We start from the raw sequence: 20,746 nt of genomic DNA on the forward strand, positions 1-20,746 counted from the left end.
CATGTAATTAATAATATAAAAAATGCATTATTTTCATTTAATGAATGCACAATATGCATAAGGGGTTGTTGAGATGGAGTGGCATCACTTTGAATACTTTAAGCAATTAGCACAAACTGAAAATATGTCAGAGTGTGCAAAAATGTTAAACGTAAGTCAATCAACGTTGAGTAGGGCGATAAAGAACTTAGAAGCGGAACTAGGCATCCCACTTTTTAACAGGGTTGGAAGAACGATTAAACTGAATAAGTACGGTATCGCATTTTTAAAAACGACGAATAATATCATCAATGAAATGGATATCTATAAAAGTAATGTGCTTGATGCTACTAATGTATATAATGGGAAATTAGTCATAGGTTTTTTACATTCAGTGGGCGTGACCTATATATCAGAATTTTTAAAGTCATTTAATTTAGCATATCCAAATATCCAATTGAAATTGATACAACATGATGCGAAACGCTTAATTACAATGTTAGATGACGGGGAAGTGGATATGATTATTACTACTATTTCTGAAACAAGTCAAAATACGCATTTTGAACCGCTCATTGTAGAAAAATTATATGTGACATTACATGAACAGCATAGGTTAAGCCATTGTAGTGAAATTGCTATTGAAGCATTGGTGAATGAAAAATTCATATTATTAAAGCCTAATTTATTATTACGACAACAAGTAGATGAAATATTAAAAGCATATCAATTTACACCGGAAATTAGTTTTGAAGGTGACGAAGTCATTACAATAGCGACATTTATCAGTTCTGGACTGGGCGTATCTATATTGCCACATTTGAGGGATGTGCGCTTACCTAATTTGAAACAAATTCCAATAAAAAATCATGATGCGAAAAGAACGATAGGATTGTGTTATAAAAATAAAAGTAACAAGGTTCCAATAATAAATAAAACTAAAGAAAGTTTGATTGAATATTTTTCAAAGATACAAAAATAGAGGCATAATCATTTAAATAATTAACTATATTTGAGTTAACTTCCATTTTTCTTTCTTACTTGCTGTGGTGTTATAATACGCGTGATAAAAATAAGCATTCATTTATACATCGCTTCCCTCATTATTACGAATAGTGAGGCGTATTTGTTGGTGTGGCTTCACAATCAAGATGAAAAGGAATGAGATACATACTTTTTCGTTTAGTATTAAAAATTCCAAAAATAATTACACAAAATAACCGTACAAATAAATTTTGTACGGTTATTTTGTTATTTTAAGTCATTTTATATACGCAATTCAAAAATATTTTAAAAGGTAAAATTTTTCTTTTAAAAACTATTGATTTTAATTAAAAATTTTATAAGATTATAGAGTATGTGTATAATTAATTTTAAAATGGAGTAAAACACATTAAATAAATAATAATAATAATAAAATTGGGGGATTGGGATAATATGAAAAGATTATTATTTTTTGTAATAATGGTTATGTTTGTATTAGCTGGTTGTGGTACTGAAAATGATGAAGCAAAAAGCGCGGATAAAGATTCAGATAAATCAAAAGCAACTAGCAAAATGAAAAAGTTTAAAATTGGACAGGCTGTTGATGCAGATGGTGTGCAAGTGAAATTAACTAAAATTGAATATGTTAATGATTATGACGAATATAGTGCACCAGAAAACGGAAAAGTTATTAAAGTGTATTTGAAATTTAAAAATAATAATGAAGATCAGGTGCTTATGGATTCATCTGACTTTAGCATGAAGGTAAATAATGAAAATTATCAAGAATGGTTTGGTAATGACGATACGAATGCAGGCTTTTCTCATCAATTAAATAAAGGGAACACTGGTTCTGGATACATAACTTATGATGTGCCGGATAGTGATAATTATACTTTAGAGATGGATGCTACGCCAAAATTCAATAATGTAAAAGCTAAATGGGAAATTAAAAAAACAGATATCAAGGAAGCATCTGTAGCTAATAGTAATGAGTCGAATGATGAAGCGGAAATAGACACTAATGTTGAATCAGAAGACAGCGAAGAACCAAAAATAACAGATGAAGACTCAGAAGATACTGAAAGTGAAGAAACAGGATATTCAGCAGAAATGTATAACGCACTAGTGGATGAATATAACGCATTAACTGATGGTGAAAAAATGAATCATGTAGACGATGATGTGTTAGAAATCGAATATGATCAATTAGAAGCACGTGTTGACGCATTATATGATAAGAAAATGGATGAAGAAGATAAAGCTTTAGAAGAAGAAATGGAGCAAGAAGACAAAGCTTTAGAAGAAGAAATGGAACAAGATGAAAAAGAGTATGAAGAGGAAATGGAAGCTATAGATAAAGAATACGAAGAAGAAATGAAGAAAATCGAAGAAGAAGATACAACGGATGAAGATACATCAGAAGATGACGCAGCATAAACTAAAAATGAAAGAGGTAAATAAATATGAATCAAAATCAAACGGTTAGACAAACAAACAGGGTAGCAGAAATGATTTTAGGAATTTTAGGAAGTATATTTGGTATTTTAGGTGGATTATTTGCTATTATGCTTGATGGTATTGGTGCAGAATTTGGAGCTACTGAAAGTGGTAGTATTACAGGATTAGGCATAGCAGTTATTTTAACATGTATTATAACTCTAGTGCTTAGTTGTATAATAAATAAAAAAAGAGTACTTATAGGAGTGTTGCTATTAGTTGGTGGCATTTTAAATATCGTGTTTATTAGCTTTTTTGGCATATTGTCAGGAATTTTAATTTTAGTTGCTGGTATCTTAGCTTTAATTAGAAAATAAGTTAGTATTTAACGAAAATAGTGACAATACTTTAAATAGTTTTTAGTAATGATAAAAGTGAAACACGCTCAATGATGTGCACCTGAAAATTGGTATGAAAACCTAATTTTAGGAATTTAGTACATATTTGAGGGTGTTTTTAATTTTTAAATAAGGCATATTATAAATAATAGTTTCATGAATCTTACATAGATTATTTGAAATATGGCTATGTTCATATCATAATTATGGAAAACGATAACGGAAGAGGATGGTTCGATGTTTACAATCTATGGTCACAGAGGTTTACCGAGTAAAGCGCCAGAAAATACACTGGCTTCATATAAAAAGGCTGCTGACATACCTGGTTTAAAATGGATTGAATTAGATGTTGCAATTACGAAAGATGAACAGCTAGTTATCATACACGATGATTTTCTTGATCGAACAACGGATATGACAGGTGAAGTAACTCAATTAGATTATATGGACATAAAAAATGCTTCGACTGGCAGTTGGTTTGGCAAAGCATTTGAAGCTGAAAGATTGCCGACTTTTAAAGATGTCATCAAGATGGCGAATGAAACGCAAATAAATCTAAATATTGAATTAAAGGGCGTAAGTGGTTCGAATGGTACGGCCTTATCTGAAAGTATGGTTACACAAGTCGCTGAACAATTAAAAGAACTAGATTCGAATATAGAAGTATTGATTTCAAGTTTTAATGTCTATTTAGTTAAATTAGCCGAAGCGTTATTGCCAGAATATCCAAGAGCATTAATTTTTAAATCTGCAGCGTTCCAAGGAGATTGGAGAACTTTATTAGATTTTTGTGGATCAAATATTGTGAATATTGAAGATGCCAAACTTTCTCAAGCGCGTGTGAAAATGATAAAAAATGCAGGTTATACATTAAATGTGTGGACAGTTAACAAATCACTACGTGCGAATCAATTAGCTAATTGGGGCGTAGATGGTATTTTTACGGATCATGCTGACGATATGATTCATTTAGAGAGACCATAATGATTGAAAAATGAATGGGTACTGATGACGATTTAGCAATAAGAAGTCACTTTTATGTGTGTAAGCATTTTAGAAAATAAGTAAACAAAAAAGTAATCATTTATTATTAATTAGACATCTCAACAGTTAATATATGAAAATTAGATAATCCGTGGTATGAGAACTGTTATAATAAAGAAAATAGTGAGTAATATACGTATGGATAATGCTCAAATGGATTTCAGCTAGTAAAATTGTATTAAAATAAGAAACAGAGGGTTGTGTGTAATGGAAAGTAATAGTAATAACAATGATTATGAGAATTTGTTGTTTTATTTTGCCTATAAAACATTTATTAACACTGCAGATGAAATTATCGAAAAATATGGGCTGAATAGACAACATCATCGTTTTTTATTTTTTATTGAGAAAGTACCTGGTATTACAATTAAAGATTTATTGAAAAGTTTAGAAATATCTAAACAAGGTAGTCATGCCACATTAAAAAAATTAAAAGATGAAGCTTACATCATTGAAAAGCAAACAGCTACGGATAAGCGTGTCAAAGCGTTATATCCTACTGATAAAGGTACGAAATTAGTTAGAGAGTTAAATAAAAAACAAAATGATATGTTTCAAGATATACAGAAAAAAGTAGGTAATGATTGGTATGCAATTATGGAAGAATTGGCTTCATACCGTACTGGTTTTCAGGAAGTGAAATATCTAAAAGATGATTTTAACAAATAAATATGAGTGTCTAACTAACGATATAGCGTAACGAGCTGTATCGTTTTCTTTTTTAAAACAAAAAGTCGCTATCAATATATAAGTCAACATTGTTGACCTTTTATAATAAATGAGTTAAATTTGTAGTGTAATTGAGATGGTTTGAAAGGGGAAATGAAAATGAAAAAAAGAGTTGGACAATATTTAATGGACTGTATCAGTGATGTTGGTGTAGATAAAGTGTTTGGTGTTCCAGGAGACTTTAATTTAACATTTTTAGATGACATTATTAGCCGAGACGACATGGAATGGATTGGTAATACGAATGAGTTGAATGCGAGTTATGCAGCAGATGGTTATGCTCGCATGAAAGGTATAGCCGCAATGGTTACGACATTTGGTGTTGGAGAATTAAGTGCCGTTAATGGTATAGCTGGTTCATACGCTGAGCGTGTGCCTGTGATTCAAATAACTGGTGCACCTACAAGAGCAGTTGAAAACGCTGGGAAATATGTACATCACTCTCTAGGAGAAGGGAATTTTGATGATTATAGAAATATGTATGTATCCATTACTACAGCGCAAGCGTATATTACACCAGAAAATGCACAAAGTGAAATTCCAAGAGTAATCAATGCAGCACTTTATGAAAAAAGACCTGTGCATATTCATTTACCCATTGATGTGGCAAATAGTGAAATTGATGTAGCAACGCCATTTGAAATTGAACAACGACCACAGACTGATGTAACGAAGTACATGACAATGGTTAAAGATAAATTACAAAGTGCAGACAAACCAGTTATTATTACCGGACATGAAATTAATAGTTTTAAATTACATGAGAAGCTTGAACAGTTTGTAAAGCAATCTCAAATTCCGGTTGTACAACTTTCATTAGGTAAAGGCGCATTTAATGAAACATCTCCTTACTACATGGGCATTTATGATGCATCGTTAGCCGAAGAAGATATTAGAAATTACGTAGATCAAAGTGATGCTATCTTAAATATAGGTGCAAAATTAACTGACTCTGCTACAGCTGGCTATTCATATCAATTTGATATTGACGATGTAGTTATGATTAATCATCATCATTTTAAAATGAATGAAACGAAAGATACAGAAGTATCATTGGTAGATTTATTGGACGGCTTGAATACCATTAACTATGTGAATAATGCGGAATTTCCAAAATTTAAACAATCGAAAGCACATGATTACGATTTGACTGATGAGCCGTTAACACAAGAAACGTATTTCAAAATGATGCAAGATTTTATTAGAGAAGAAGATGTTATATTAGCTGAACAAGGTACATCATTCTTTGGTGCGTATGATTTAGCATTGAAACATAACAATAAATTTATTGGACAACCACTTTGGGGTTCTATTGGTTACACATTGCCAGCTACTTTAGGCACACAAATGGCAGATACAAGTCGTAGAAACTTATTGTTGATTGGAGATGGATCACTACAGCTTACGGTTCAGGAAATATCAACAATGATTAGAGAGAAGATTAAACCTATTATTTTTGTGATTAATAATGATGGTTACACAGTAGAACGTAAAATCCATGGTGAAAATGCTATGTATAACGATATTAAGATGTGGGATTATAAATTATTACCTACCGTATTTGGTGGAAAAGATGAAGTTCAAGTACATGATGTGAATACGAGTGAAGCATTTCAAAAAGTACTACTTCAAATAGAAGCGCAACCAGACACAATGCACTTCATTGAAGTTAAGATGGGTGTTCATGACGCGCCACATAAATTAAATGCAATTGGCCAAGCTTTCGCAAAACAAAATGGTTAATATCGTTGCAATGATGCAAGATTACAGTCATTAAAATATATTAGATAATTAGCAGTATAATTAATAAAGATAAGAGCGACACAAATCCGAAGGTAAAATTTGGGTTTGTGTCGTTCTTTATTTTACGTTAGATATAAATAAATTTTAAAAATAACGATATATCGTTGACATATTTCGATATATCGAAATAAAGGTGATTTATATGTTTAGAAGACATTTTCATAATACAAAGAGAAAACGTGAAGGATTTGAATTCGGTTTTGGTAGAGGTCAAGAAAGATTTGGAGATCCTCAAGGTAGAGAAAGATTTTTTAAAAAAGGTAACTTACAATTTGTCATACTCAAGATGCTTAAAGACGAATCAAAGCATGGTTATCAAATCATTAAGGATTTAGAGGCACAATTTAAAGGTTTTTATTCACCAAGCCCTGGCTCAGTATATCCGATATTACAAATGTTGGAAGATAGAGATTTTGTTTCTATTTCTCAGGACGGCAAGAAAAAGATATACACAATTACAGAAGAAGGTAATGCATTTTTAAATGAAAATATGAACGATGAAATGTTACAGCGATTAGAACATTTTAAAAATATGGATTTTGAAGCAATGAAGGAAGCACGTACGCAGTTATAAGATTTATTCAGAGAAATTATAGAAAAAAATAAAGAAGCATTGAATGACGCTGAGAAGAAACAAAAGTTTGATGCATTTATTGAAAAAACTAAAAACGAATTAAAGCAATTATATTAATTAAAGAAGGTATCGTATGACTGTAAAAAATATTAAAAACATAGCAATTATTGGAGGCGGTCCAGGTGGATTAATGCTAGGGCTGCTATTACAACAACAGGGTTATAATTTTACTATTTTTGAAAAGGAATCACCGGAGATAAATAAAAATCGTGGGGGTTCATTGGATATTCACGCAGATACAGGACAACTCCTACTTAAAGAAGCAGGTATATATGAAGCGTTTAAATCACTGGTACGTTATGAAGGTGAAGATACCCGTGTTATTGGTAAAGATGGTACAGTTCATTTTCCCGTATTATTGTGATCCTAAAGTGGAAATCGGTCGTTTTCAAAATACGGCAGTAGAAATTAATCAAGACTATGTAGAAGCGCACAATATTAAAGTTGTACGCCGTGATACTGGTGGTGGTGCAGTTTATGTAGACCGTGGTGCAGTGAATATGTGCTGTATATTGGAAAACGATGGCACGATTTATGGTGATTTCAAAAAATTCTATGAACCTGGTATCGATGCCCTTCATCAACTTGGAGCAACGGAAGTTGTACAAAGTGGCCGTAATGATTTAGCGGCTAATGGTAAGAAAATATCTCGTGCAGCAATGACATTGATTAAAGGACGTATTTACGGTGGTTATTCACTTTTATTAGATGTAGATTATGAACCAATGGTTAACGTACTGAAACCAAATCGTAAAAAAATAGAATCTAAAGGTATTAAATCCGTGCGTTCTCGTGTCGGTAGTATCAGACCGTATTTAGCATCTGAATACCAAGATGTTACGATTCATGAATTTAAAGATTTAATGGTTAAGCAAATTTTAGGCATTGATGATTTAAGTGAAGCGAAACGTTATGAGTTAACGGAAGTGGATTGGAAAGTCATTGATGAAATGCTCGACAATAAATATCATAATTGGGAATGGAATTTTGGACGTTCTCCACGTTATGAATATAATAGAGATGCAAGATTGACTGCTGGAACAATTGACATTTCACTTGCAGTTGAAAAAGGACGCATTGCTGCATGTCGTATTTATGGAGACTTTTTCGGTCAAGGTGATATAAAGGATGTAGAAGCTCAGTTAATGGGTGTGCGTGTCGTAAAAGAAGACATTGTTGCAGCTTTAAATGAGATAGATTTGACATATTATTTTGGCAAAACAACTGCCGAAGAAATTGCAGATGTGATTTTAAGTTAATACAACGAATATATAGTCTGGGACATATTAATGTTTCAGACTTTTTTGATGAATTTTCAGTTTGGTAAAATAGTTAACCAATCTAGGAAGTGATAGATTTTGAATTCACTGAACCGATAAAGTAGAATAAAGCTAATAAATGAAAAAGAATTAAGTTAAACGAGATGTAAATGGTCCTATACCTATACATATTGTTTTGGAAAAAATATAAAACAAAAAGGGGTAATTTAATGAATATTGGAATCGTTGGTGCGGGGAAAATTGTCAAAGAAGCATTACCTGTAATGGAACAAATTTCAGAATTTACATTTCAAAGTATTGTTTCTTCAGGGAGAAATCCAGAAAATGTAAAAAATTTACAAAAGCAATTTAATATTAAAACGATATATGATGATTATGAGCAATTTATACAAGACGAAATGATAGATACAATCTATTTAGCAGTGCCTAATCACTTACATTATGCCTATGCACGTAAAGCGATTCAACAAGGTAAGCATGTCATATGTGAAAAACCATTTACGTTAACAAAAGCGGAATTAATAGAATTAAGAGATTTAGCTCAAGCCCATGATATCATTATTATTGAAGCAATTACCAATCTATATTTGAGTAATTTTGAAGTTTTAAAACAATCTATGAATGAGCTTGGAAACTGCAAAATTGCACAATTTAATTATTCACAGTATTCATCAAGATATGACAAGTTCAAAGAAGGCATTGTAGCACCTGCTTTTGACCCGTCTAAAGGTGGCGGCGCATTAATGGATATCAATGTTTATAACATATATTTGGCTGTTGGATTATTTGGTAAACCCGAGGGCGTTGCATATTTTGCTAACATTCAAAAGGGTATAGACACATCAGGCATATTACAACTGGATTATAATGATGTAAAAGTCGTATGTATAGGGGCTAAAGATTCAAACTCTGACAATCAGTCTTATATTCAAGGTGACAATGCGTCAATTAATATAAAGGGACCGACCAATGAATTAAAAGCATTCGAATTAAAATATAACCAGGGTGGCACACAGTCATATCAAGTAAACCCACATAATCACCGCATGTATGAAGAATTTGTAAAAATTGCCCAAATCATTAAACAGAAAAATAATGATTTAGCCGCCCAAAAGTTAGAACATAGTATCCAAGTTATTGAAGTATTAGAACAAGCATTGGATAGTGCAAACATCAAAGTAGGACCATCGCAAAAATAGAACGCATGAAGCGTGTAAAGATGATTTTCTTCAAATGATGAGCAGTCATTACTGCTATAAAAAAGAGTGAGAACCTTCATCTAGTTAGTTGATTAGATGAAGGTTCTCACTTTTTCATTTTAATCTATTTGAATGTGTTTTCTGACTTCATTTTGAATGTCATTATATACATTAGTGAAAGACTGTCCAGAGTGAAGTGCTGCATTTTTAACATCTTCAAATTCAGGTTTTGCTTTTATAATTTTATTATCTTTCATTGCTAGTTTGACTAAAATGGCGCCATATGTTGTATGGATGGTTTGGAATTGACGATGCAAAATTTTGCGATTAACAGCGTAACTGCGCACACCGAGAGATGTAGTGTGTTTAAGAATAAAATCTTCGAATTCCTTTGCTTGTGTGACGCTACTTATTACTGTTAATTGAGTCGCAGGCCGACTTTTCTTCATCGTAATAGGTGTGTAAAATGCGTCTAATGCGCCTTCATTTATCACTTGCTCTATAAAGTAACCAAGTGTTTCTGGCGTCATATCATCAATTTGACATTCTAATACTTGTACTTGATTTGGAGTCGTTTCTGTTGCTGTATATTGTATAGCACGTATAACATTTGGAAACTCAAAGTCTTTTGTACCACAACCGTAACCAATATTTGACATTGATACAGCAGGCAAAGGACCGATATGTGTTGCTAAAGCCTTAATAAATGCCGCACCAGTGGGTGTTGTCAGTTCACTTTGAACATCAAATGTTGCAAGTGGGATATCCTTAAGTATTTCAGCGGTTGCTGGCGCTGGAATGGGATATATACCATGTGCAATTTTAATCTTGCCATTTCCAGTAGGTACGGGTGACGATTTTATTTCATCAATACCCAAATCTTCTAATGCAAGACAACTACCTATAATATCTATAATGGAATCCATCGCACCAACTTCATGAAAATGGACATCTTCTATTTTCATGCCATGAATTTTTGCTTCAGCTTGTGCAATAACATCAAATATCAGCATGCTACGTTCTTTGACTCTGTTGGGTAAAGTGCTCTCGTTAATCATGTTGAAAATGTCTGACGCTTTTCTATGATGATGTGCTTCTTCAAAGTCAATTGTTAGACCCATCGCTTGTATGCCTTGTTTATTTTTTTTAGCAAAGTTTAAACTAAATTGATCTAAAGGTAGTGATAATAAGTGTTGATGCACATAATCTACATCTGCACCTAAATCTACCAAAGAGGATAATAACATGTCACCCGCGATACCCGCATGACAATCTAAATAAAGACCATTTGTCATAATTTACCACTCCAATTTTAATGACTCTCAATCATATTAATAATCATAGCAGCATTGTAACCACCACCAAAACCATTATCAATATTAAGCACACTTGTACCTGGTGCACATGAATTAACCATAGATAATAAAGTTGTTACACCTTGTAGATTGGCTCCATAACCGATACTCGTGGGTACAGCGTAAACCGGATGATCAACTAATCCAGCAACAACGCTTGAAAGGGCGCCTTCCATTCCAGCAACAACTACTGAAACTTTACTTTGTCGAATAGATTCAATATGTGCAAATAATCGATGAATACCTGAAACACCTACATCATAAAAACGTTGAACGTGAATCCCCATGACTTCAGCGGTGATAGCAGCTTCTTCGGCAACTGGTAAATCTGAAGTACCTGCACAAATGATGGAGGCATAATGATTTGTCTTAGCTATATGTTTGATTGGTGTTGAGACAATGCGTGCCGTTTCATGGTATTCAAGCTGATCATATTTGGCAGTAATATGGTCAGCTTTTTCTTGGTCAATTCTCGTAATCAGAACAATAGAGTCATGTTTAATAAGTGTATGCACGATATCATGCAATTGTTCTTTTGTCTTTCCTTCACCAAAAATGACTTCAGGAAAGCCTTGGCGTTGTGTTCTATGAAGATCGATTTTTGCAAAGCCTAGCTCGTCGTAGTGACTTAATTGGTCTTTTGCATCGTCGACAGATAATTCATTTGCATGTACAGCTTTCAGTAATTGTTCTATTGCGTCGTATTTTTCTACCATTTGACTGCCACCTTTACTTTGTTAATGTGTATGATGCGTATCGATCACTTCATTCATACTGCCTGTACGGTAGCCCTCAAGATCAATCGTAACGTAGTCGAATCCAAGTTCTTTAAGGTAGACGGTTATCTGGTCTTTGTTATGGATTACAGTAGGTATATCAGCGTCGTTGACTTCAATTCTAGCAATATTTTGATGGTAGCGGACCCTAACATGGTTTAAGCCCAAAGCTAAAATAAATTTTTCAGCTTCATTGATTTTATTTATTTTTGAAATGCTTAACGGTTCGCCGTAAGGAATACGAGAAGCGAAACTGCATAATGCGGGTTTGTTCCAAACAGGTAGATGGTTGGATTTGCTCATAGCTCTCACATCAGATTTAAACAATTCAGCCTCTTGGAGAATGCTTCTAACATTAAATTCTGTTCTTGCTTTTAATCCTGGTCTAAAGTCATTGATGTCATCCATAATCATCCCATCAACTACATAGTTAAAGTTGAGCTGTGCGCGTAATGCTTCGAGCTTAGAATATAATAGACGTTTGCTGTAATACCAACTATCAGGGGTATTTTCAACGATATGTGGATCCTTTAAAGCTTCTATCTCAGTTTCAATTACTTGGGCATTGAGTTGATGAGCTAAAGCAATGGCTTGATCAAATTCTTCATTTCTAGTTAATTCAGATTTAACAATAACGGCTTTGACATGATCATGTCCTAAAACATCGATTGCTTTTTTTAGCACAAGACTACTATCTACACCACCAGAAAAAGCAACAATAACACTGTTCATATCTTTAAGAATCGTTTCTAATTTTTGTTCTTTTGTAATCATTTCAGTTAACATAGTATTCCTCCTCAATTATGATTCAACATATGGAATTGTCAGTGGTCCTAACGGCATGACGCCTATGGTCATGTCAGTTCCATATTTTGTTTCCAGTTCTTTTAATGTGTTATTAATCTCATGTACAGGATGAAGCATAGCATCTGTTGTTTGTTTATCAGTCAGTTTAGAGTATAAATATACATCAGCAAATGTTTGAATGACTGCTTGTTTTTGAACTTGCCATTGATCGAGCATTGCAAAATTCGGATCGCTAATCATGTCCACAAGGCCTTGCGGGGAGTCTGCCATTTTCAGTATTTCAGCGTAGTTACCGTGATTGGGATAACCATCGCTACATTCTGATAACATGATGATACTGCCACCTTCTTTAACTACTTTGTGCGCAGCACTCATGCCTTTAACGGTTTGATATAAGTTCTGGTCTAGCGGATAACCAGAATTTGAAGCAATCACTACGTCAAAACGATCATCACATTTAAACATGGCATGAGCCTTAGCATAGGCGCATCCTTTATCGTGTGCTTCATATAATTCTCCAGCAAAGACTGCGGTAATTTCTTTTTCTTTATTTAAAGTGACATTGAGCATAAAGTCAGGTTTACACATAGCGTTGATTTCTCTAGTCATATCCTGGACAGGATTATCCGTCATATTGCCCCATGTAGAGCGTATATCGCCAATCATTTTAGCGTTGTGAAAAGTCATGATTGTTTCAATACCTGCAATACCAGGCATTATGCCTTTTGGGCCACCAGAGAATCCAGCAAAGAAATGCGGTTCGATAAATCCAGTGACGATTTTAAAATCGGCTTCAACATAGTCTTTATTTAAATAGACATCACATCCATATTTACTATGGCCTACCTTACTTAAAGTATCCTTGTCGTTACAATGATTATGAACAATTTTAATTTGATCGACGACATCTTTACCTAACATTTGTATCAATTCTTCTTGTGTTTGATCACGATGCGTGCCTGTACCATTTATGATGACGAAATTCTCAGGCGGTACGTGTGATAACGTTTCTAGGATCAATGGCACGAGGATATGATTAGGCGTTGGTCTAGTAATATCGCTAATGACAATGGCGACGGTTTGGTTTGCACTTACCATTTCTTTTAATGGTTTAGTGCCTATAGGATCTGCTAAAGCATTACGAATTGCATTTGTATCATCATCGAGTGCATCGATATCAGTAGGTTCAATCAATACACTGTGATCCGGTAAATCGATTTCGACATTGGATTTACCATATAATATGCTTGTTTTCAAAATAATCTCCTCCTTATACTTCAAATTATGATATAACACATGACTAGTAAGTTTAGTTTAACATTATTCAGAAAATTTAGATAAAATTGCTGACTCATGAAAAAAGAGGTTAACAATGTTTTGGGTTGTTTTTTTAACTAATTTTTCTGATTGGTTTATTGTTTCCTCCAGCGACATCGGTCCATCGGTTAAACTAAAAGCACCAATTACCCCCATATCTTTAAATTGATCGATATCGACATCAATCGATCCGCCTATAAAAACAACGGGGACATTGTATCTGTTTGCATATTTGGCAATACCCATAGGTGTCTTACCGTATAAAGTTTGAAAATCAATCTTACCTTCACCTGTAATAACTAGATCAGCATTTTCTAAATATTGATCCAGTTTGATATAGTCTATGACGACTTGAATGCCATCTTCAAAATGACTAGGGAAAAAGGCTTTGAAAGCACCACCTAAACCGCCGGCAGCACCAGCGCCAGGTAAGTCATGCAGACGAATGCTTTTCTTATGGGCTACTAAATCGGCCCAATGTGTCAGGTTGTGTTCTAATTGTTTTAAATCTGATTTTGTTGCACCTTTTTGTTTACCAAAAACGTAGGAAGCACCGTTTGTACCAATTAATGGATTCTGTACGTCAGTGGCAATCGTAAAGTTGCATTGGTTGATACGTGCATCAAAATGACTTAAGTCAATATGCTGTATCTTTTGTAGATTACCACCACCAAGATCAACTTCATGATGATGCTGATCTAAAAGTTTGGCACCAAGTGCCTGTAACATACCAGCACCTGCATCATTCGTTGCAGACCCGCCGATTGCAAGGATGAATTGCGTATAACCGCTATCCAATGCATCAAGAATTAATTCTCCAGTACCATATGTAGTGGCTTGCCTCACATTAAGTGCATTGTCTGGCACATGCTTTAATCCAGACGCTTCAGCCATTTCTATGACACAGGTTTCCTTGTCATGGAGTACACCATATTGTGCAGAGACAGTATCGCCAAGTGGTCCTGTCACATTGAGTGTGGTGAATGTACCGTTCGTGGCATTTACCAAAGCTTCCATGGTGCCTTCACCTCCATCCCCAACGGGTAAGGTATGTATATCGGCTTCAGGGAATATATCAGAAATACCCTGACTCATATAGCGAGCAACCTCAGTAGCTGACATACTACCTTTAAATGAATCCGGTGCTAAAACAATTTTCATACGCCATCCTCCTTGTAAACGATTTCATTATTGTATTATTCTATTATATCGATTTAATTTTATTGAAAATAGGGTTAAAATATACAAAAATGATGTTATTAATTTGTATGAAAATGATAGGGGATAAAATGATGAATGTATTAACAGATGAATTAGCTGCATTAATCGTTGAGGAAACAGTAAAAAGAACGAATAGTAATATTAATATAATGAATTTTAATGGAGAAATCATTGCTTCGTTTGATAAGCGTAGAATTGGTCAAGTTCATGAAGGTGCGCGCAAAGTATTAGCGAGTGGGGATATAGTGATCTTGTCTGAAGAAGAAACGAGTTATTTACAAGGTACACAGCCGGGTATTAATTTACCAATTATATTTCAAGATAACGTAGTAGGTGTGATTGGTATTACAGGTGATCCATCAGCATTAGTGCATGTTGCTGATTTGGTGAAAATGTCCACAGAGTTGTTACTTTATCAAAATTATTTTACATATGAATTAGAAGGACAGTTACGTAGTCAGGAATTACTAATCGAGGAATTATTGAAAAGTGAACCCTCACAATCCTTTATCCAATATTTAACAAAACAATTAAATGTAGCGTTTCTAACTTATAGAAAATGCATCATTATTAATTTGGAGAAACAAATTTTTTCACGAAGTAGTATTGTACAAAGATTAGCTAAAATAATGGATAAGGCGACTTTCGCAGTCGCTTTTACTAATTATAATCATATTGTTATTTTAGCAACAGATGAGCTACAAGATGAACTGAATCAAAAAATATATCGCATTCATCAAGTATTTACATCTTTAAATTTAGATGTACGTATTGCTTCTAGTTTAGTGTTTACAAGTTTAAATGATTTTAAAAATGCTTACGAAGAATGTGAACTTGTGTTTATGTTAAACGAAGAAAATGTATCTTTCGCTTCATTTGAAGATGTGGAAGAAAAAACATTACTTTATCAGATAAATGAAGAAATAAGGGAGAGATATAAAAAAAGAATACTAGGTGAGTTAGACAATCAAAGTATTGAAACATTAAAAAGTTTATTTGAAAATGACTTGAATATTGCACAAACGGCTAAGTATCTTTATATTCATCGCAACACACTGCTATATCGTTTAGAAAAATGTAAACTACAAACAGGTTTGAACCCCAAAAAATATTCTGATGCAATCAAATTACAAATTGCTTTGTGGTGTTAAATAGTATAGACATTAAGTACAAAATATTTTATAAAATAGCTATAATCAATTAAAAAGATTACAGTATTTTTGAGGTTTTCATTTTACAAATATGATAAGGCGAGAAAAATGTTATTTTAGTAAATACAAAAAAGCGCTTTACAAATTACACGAGAAACAATATAATAAAATTAAGTTATTACTAAATAATTCTATTAAATTTAGAATAAAAATCTTTATAGATACAAAACGTTTTGTTTCCAATCTGAATTTACTTGTTATAGAAATGGCGCCATTTTTTGAGTTATTGAGTAATGACTCACATCAATCTTACTTTGATGTATTTAAAAAGATGGGGAGTGAATATGATGGGTATGATATGATGACACATGACTTATTTTGTAACTAAGTTTTAGCGTAAAAAATAATTACACTACAAAACAAACAGTCTAATCACGTCAAAATTAACGTGAAGTGAACCCTTAAACTTGTTGTAATTTAATAACAAGTATTCCTCTTTCACCACTTTCAAATGATTATATATTACAGTACCTACTTGAATACGCTTTATACTATGGTATTCAGTCACTTTTAAGTGAAATGCATACATTTATAAAACCCAATGCATAGACTCTAAATTTTATCTATTTCACCTACTTTTAATTCCTCATTTTTAAGGACCAGTTTAAAGAACATATGATTTGAAATAGAAAACGTTGTAACGTGAGCTATCATTTATAGGGTAGCCTTTATAAATGCGTCTATTTTGATTACTACCACCCAACCCATATCATTATTTAAGTATGTCAGGAGATATTTTCACTTAAAAGGACAATAAACTGGTGAAACAATATGGCCTCAGCAACAATGCTTTCATTGTTACTGAGGCTTTTTTTAGCCATTTAACGTACAGTTTTTCAATGTGTATTTGTTTAAATAATAGACAAAAAATTAAATATATTTTATTGATGTTAAATATAATGGTTGTCTTTTTCTTTTTAATGTGACATACTCTATAGCAATAAGTATAACATAATAACTTATAGGGGTGATTAAGTATGACAAAATATATTTATGCATTTGATGAAGGCCAAAAAAGTATGAAAGATTTATTAGGAGGAAAAGGTGCAAATCTAGCTGAAATGAAACGCTTAGGTTTACCAGTGCCAGACGGATTCACCATTACAACGGAAGCATGTATAGAATATTTAAATAACCATTCAAAACTACCTGATTTATTACTGAAACAGTTAGATGTAGAATTGGATGCGTTATCTAAACGTATACAGAAATCATTTTCTGATGATGGTGCTTTACTCCTAGTTTCTGTAAGAAGTGGTGCAAAAATTTCTATGCCAGGTATGATGGATACGATATTAAATCTAGGTTTGAACGATGAAAATGTAAAAAAATTAGCAAATAAAACAAATGATTCGCGCTTTGCATATGATTGCTATAGAAGATTGTTGCAAATGTTTGGTCAGGTTGTTTATGGTATTCCAATGTCATCTTTTGATACATATTTTGATCAATACAAGACACAACATCATTATGAAAGCGATGCAGAAATTCCAGCCGAAGGGTTAAAAGAAATTTGTGAACATTTTAAAGCAGTTTACTTAGATGAAGCATATAAACCATTCCCACAAGAACCGATTGACCAATTAACAGAGGCAATTGAAGCAGTATTTAAATCTTGGGATAATGATCGCGCGCGTGTATATCGTCAGTTAAATGAAATACCACATGATATTGGTACTGCAGTCAATATACAGGAAATGGTATTTGGTAATAGTGGTGAAAAAAGTGGTACAGGTGTAGCATTTACGCGTAATCCTATAACGGGAGAAGCAAAGTTATTTGGAGAGTATCTACTGAATGCTCAAGGTGAAGATGTTGTAGCAGGTATTCGTACACCTAAAGATATTGAAACATTGAAAGAACAAATGCCACATGTGCATGAGCAATTTGTAAAAGTTTCAACACAACTTGAAACGCATTATAAAGACATGCAAGATATTGAATTTACAATAGAAAATGAAAACTTATATATATTACAGACACGAAGTGGTAAACGTACTGCCAATGCTGCGATTCATATCGCTGTTGATTTAGTTGAGGAAGATGTGATAAGCAAAGAAAAAGCGGTCATGAATGTTGAAGTGAAATCTATTGATCAATTATTACATCCAAATTTTGATGAACAATCATTAAAACAGACGTCAGTTATAACTAAGGTCGGCTTACCTGCCAGTCCTGGTGCAGCTAGTGGCGCAATTGTTTTTTCTGCAGAAACGGCTAAACAACAAGCAGAACAAGGGAATAAAGTGATTTTAATGCGTCCTGAGACATCACCAGAAGATATTGAAGGGATGGTTGCAAGTGAGGCAATTGTTACAACGCATGGTGGTATGACATCACACGCTGCAGTCGTAGCGCGAGGTATGGGCAAGTGTTGTGTCACAGGTTGTTCAGACTTAGAAATTAATATTACAGATAAGGTTGTACATTATAAAGGTGGTTCACTATATGAAGGTGATATCATTTCAGTAGATGGCGCGAAAGGGGATATTTATTTTGGTGAAGTTGAGACAATCCAAGCAGAGCGTAGTCATGCTTTTGAGAAATTTATGCAATGGTCAGAAGAAAATGCAAGATTAGATGTACGCATGAATGCAGAAACAGCACAAGATATTCAATCAGGTTATCAGTTTGGTGCTAAAGGGATAGGGCTTGTTCGAACAGAGCACATGTTTTTCGCGCCAGAGCGACTCATAGAAATGCGCAGATTTATTTTGTCTGATACACAGGATAAACGTATTGCTGCTTTAAACACAATTAAGCAGTACCAAAAGAATGATTTTGAAGAAATACTAAAACTTTCTGGTGAACGACCAACGATTATTCGTTTGTTAGACCCACCGTTACACGAATTTTTACCCAATTCAAATAACGAAAAAGCAACAGTTGCAGAGCAATTGAATGTAACGATTAAGGAATTAGACCAGTATATTGAAAGTTTAAATGAAGTGAATCCAATGCTTGGACATAGAGGATGTAGGTTAGCCATTACGTATCCTGAACTTTATATCATGCAAGCAGAAGCGATTATAGAAAGTGCATTGGAGCTGAAAGCGCAAGGTGTATCATGCCAACCAGAAATTATGATTCCTTTAGTTTCCACCGTTGCTGAATTTACAACGCTGAAAGCGCAAATTATTTCACGAATTGAAACATTACAACAAGAAGCAGGAGAACATATTCATTATATGATTGGAACAATGATCGAGACACCACGTGCTTGCTTGATTGCTAGTGAGTTAGCAAAAGAATGTGATTTCTTTAGTTTTGGAACAAATGATTTAACACAGCTAACATTCGGTTTTTCAAGAGACGATGCTGGTAAGTTTATTGGTACTTATTCTGAATTAGGCATTTTAGAGCACGACCCGTTCCAGACGTTAGATGTAGAAGGTGTAGGTGAACTGATAAAAATTGCTACACAACAAGCAAAATCAGCGAATCCAGACATAACAATTGGTGTGTGTGGTGAACTAGGTGGAGATCATAAATCCATTCAATATTTTAATCAATTAGACATAGATTATGTTTCTTGTTCGCCATTTAGAGTGCCGGGTGCATTGCTTTCAACTGCGCAAAGTGAAGTAGAAGGTGGCCGATTACATGTTTGATGATCAACAAGCACCACAGCTGAGATTATTTGTCATATCAGATTCTATAGGAGAGACAGCGCAACGAATGATTCATGCGACGTTAACGCAATTTCCTGACATTTCACAAATAGAGATAAAAAAATATCCATTCATTAAAAATGAAGAAGAACTGATGCATATTTTAAACAGAGCTAAAGAGTTGAATGCCGTTGTTGTTACGACATTAGTGAATCCAGATTTCAATATTGCAGGTCAACAGCTTGCGAAAAAATTGCAAATTCCGTATATCGATTATATGTCTGATTTGATAGGCATTATTCAACAACAAACACAATGTAACCCCATACTAGAAAGTGGGGCATTACGTAAACTAGATGAAAATTACTTCAAGAGAATCGAAGCAATGGAGTATGCTGTGAAATATGATGATGGTAAACATTTTACAGATATTGGAGAAGCGGATGCATTGATTGTAGGTGTTTCAAGAACATCTAAAACGCCATTAAGCATGTACTTAGCAAATAAGGGCTATAAGATTGCGAATATTCCATTGGTACCAGAGGTTGATATTCCAGATGAGGTGTTTAAACATAAGCATTTGAAAGTATTTGGTTTAACTGCGAATCCTGACTATATTTTAAACATTCGTAATGAGCGCGTTAAAATTTTAGGGTTATCGGGTCCGTCAAACTATAATAGTATGGATAGAATCAGAGAAGAGCTAATTCATGCAGAAGAAGTTTTTCAAAAATTAAATGCAACGGTTATTAATACAGAGTATAAATCCATTGAAGAATCTGCCTTTTATATTGAAAAATGCTTATAAGATGATTCAAAAAGAGAGAATAAGAGATATTAAGATAAATATACGAGTCACTGAGTACAGGAAAAATATTGGATTAGCGGCCTTGAAATTTTAATCATATTAAAGAAAAGCAGAAAAACGACCACTTCTATTTTAATAGAAATGGTCGTT

The 20,746-nt window shown here is 33.5% G+C and carries 15 protein-coding genes and 3 pseudogenes; 13 read left to right on the forward strand and 5 right to left on the reverse strand.

Going from position 1 to position 20,746, the window contains the following annotated elements:
• Positions 1 to 73: 73 nt before the first annotated feature.
• From M1D64_RS00840 to M1D64_RS00885, 10 genes and pseudogenes are all read left to right on the forward strand, one after another.
• Complete coding sequence (locus M1D64_RS00840) at positions 74 to 961, forward strand: LysR family transcriptional regulator (protein WP_002482115.1); 888 nt, start codon at positions 74 to 76, stop codon at positions 959 to 961.
• A gap of 455 nt (positions 962 to 1,416) precedes the next feature.
• Positions 1,417 to 2,403, forward strand: a complete 987-nt coding sequence (locus tag M1D64_RS00845; RefSeq protein ID WP_480977530.1) for a DUF4352 domain-containing protein — start codon at positions 1,417 to 1,419, stop codon at positions 2,401 to 2,403.
• A 26-nt stretch (positions 2,404 to 2,429) separates the two neighbouring features.
• Positions 2,430 to 2,780 (forward strand): DUF4064 domain-containing protein, encoded by a 351-nt coding sequence (locus M1D64_RS00850; RefSeq protein ID WP_011302165.1) that lies wholly within the window; start codon positions 2,430 to 2,432, stop codon positions 2,778 to 2,780.
• Between the two features lie 258 nt (positions 2,781 to 3,038).
• A complete protein-coding gene (locus M1D64_RS00855) occupies positions 3,039 to 3,785 on the forward strand; it encodes a glycerophosphodiester phosphodiesterase family protein (protein WP_011302166.1) in 747 nt (248 codons plus the stop codon).
• 267 nt (positions 3,786 to 4,052) lie between these two features.
• Positions 4,053 to 4,514, forward strand: coding sequence for a MarR family winged helix-turn-helix transcriptional regulator (locus tag M1D64_RS00860; protein ID WP_002482118.1), 462 nt, complete (start codon positions 4,053 to 4,055; stop codon positions 4,512 to 4,514).
• Between the two features lie 159 nt (positions 4,515 to 4,673).
• Positions 4,674 to 6,317, forward strand: a complete 1,644-nt coding sequence (locus M1D64_RS00865) for an alpha-keto acid decarboxylase family protein (RefSeq protein ID WP_119649787.1) — start codon at positions 4,674 to 4,676, stop codon at positions 6,315 to 6,317.
• 202 nt (positions 6,318 to 6,519) lie between these two features.
• Positions 6,520 to 7,068, forward strand: a pseudogene (locus M1D64_RS00870) (PadR family transcriptional regulator).
• Between the two features lie 16 nt (positions 7,069 to 7,084).
• Positions 7,085 to 7,360 (forward strand): annotated as a pseudogene (locus tag M1D64_RS00875) (FAD-dependent monooxygenase); the annotation flags it as partial.
• Positions 7,356 to 8,270: pseudogene (gene lplA, locus M1D64_RS00880) on the forward strand (lipoate--protein ligase); the annotation flags it as partial. The pseudogenes M1D64_RS00875 and lplA, both read left to right, overlap by 5 nt.
• A 230-nt stretch (positions 8,271 to 8,500) precedes the next feature.
• Positions 8,501 to 9,490, forward strand: a complete 990-nt coding sequence (locus tag M1D64_RS00885; RefSeq protein WP_194379097.1) for a Gfo/Idh/MocA family protein — start codon at positions 8,501 to 8,503, stop codon at positions 9,488 to 9,490.
• A 119-nt stretch (positions 9,491 to 9,609) separates the two neighbouring features.
• On the opposite strand, the gene larC is transcribed toward M1D64_RS00885, so the two are convergent.
• The 5 genes from larC to M1D64_RS00910 all read right to left on the reverse strand — a co-directional run bounded on the left by larC (position 9,610) and on the right by M1D64_RS00910 (position 14,906).
• Positions 9,610 to 10,785 carry a nickel pincer cofactor biosynthesis protein LarC gene (gene larC / locus M1D64_RS00890; protein WP_002482125.1) on the reverse strand — a complete coding sequence of 392 codons (1,176 nt, stop codon included), beginning with the start codon at positions 10,783 to 10,785 and terminating at the stop codon, positions 9,610 to 9,612.
• A gap of 17 nt (positions 10,786 to 10,802) precedes the next feature.
• A complete protein-coding gene (larB, locus tag M1D64_RS00895; RefSeq protein ID WP_002482126.1) occupies positions 10,803 to 11,561 on the reverse strand; it encodes a nickel pincer cofactor biosynthesis protein LarB in 759 nt (252 codons plus the stop codon).
• A 21-nt stretch (positions 11,562 to 11,582) separates the two neighbouring features.
• A complete protein-coding gene (larE, locus tag M1D64_RS00900) occupies positions 11,583 to 12,407 on the reverse strand; it encodes an ATP-dependent sacrificial sulfur transferase LarE (RefSeq protein ID WP_002482127.1) in 825 nt (274 codons plus the stop codon).
• A 15-nt stretch (positions 12,408 to 12,422) separates the two neighbouring features.
• Positions 12,423 to 13,685: a nickel-dependent lactate racemase gene (gene larA / locus M1D64_RS00905; RefSeq protein WP_002482128.1), complete on the reverse strand. Its 1,263-nt coding sequence runs from the start codon at positions 13,683 to 13,685 to the stop codon at positions 12,423 to 12,425.
• Between the two features lie 63 nt (positions 13,686 to 13,748).
• The gene (locus M1D64_RS00910) at positions 13,749 to 14,906 is read right to left on the reverse strand and encodes a glycerate kinase (protein ID WP_115352806.1); all 1,158 of its coding nucleotides are present in this window, start codon (positions 14,904 to 14,906) and stop codon (positions 13,749 to 13,751) included.
• Positions 14,907 to 15,013: 107 nt separating this feature from the next.
• Here M1D64_RS00910 and M1D64_RS00915 point away from each other — a divergent pair, with 107 nt between their 5' ends.
• The 3 genes from M1D64_RS00915 to M1D64_RS00925 all read left to right on the forward strand — a co-directional run bounded on the left by M1D64_RS00915 (position 15,014) and on the right by M1D64_RS00925 (position 20,596).
• Positions 15,014 to 16,117, forward strand: coding sequence for a CdaR family transcriptional regulator (locus M1D64_RS00915; RefSeq protein WP_228481606.1), 1,104 nt, complete (start codon positions 15,014 to 15,016; stop codon positions 16,115 to 16,117).
• A 1,037-nt stretch (positions 16,118 to 17,154) separates the two neighbouring features.
• Positions 17,155 to 19,788: a pyruvate, phosphate dikinase gene (ppdK, locus tag M1D64_RS00920; RefSeq protein ID WP_115352807.1), complete on the forward strand. Its 2,634-nt coding sequence runs from the start codon at positions 17,155 to 17,157 to the stop codon at positions 19,786 to 19,788.
• Positions 19,781 to 20,596 carry a pyruvate, water dikinase regulatory protein gene (locus M1D64_RS00925; RefSeq protein WP_126424424.1) on the forward strand — a complete coding sequence of 272 codons (816 nt, stop codon included), beginning with the start codon at positions 19,781 to 19,783 and terminating at the stop codon, positions 20,594 to 20,596. Before ppdK ends, M1D64_RS00925 begins: the two co-directional genes overlap by 8 nt.
• Positions 20,597 to 20,746: the final 150 nt, after the last annotated feature.

The organism is Staphylococcus sp. Z5-21, assembly GCF_056529615.1.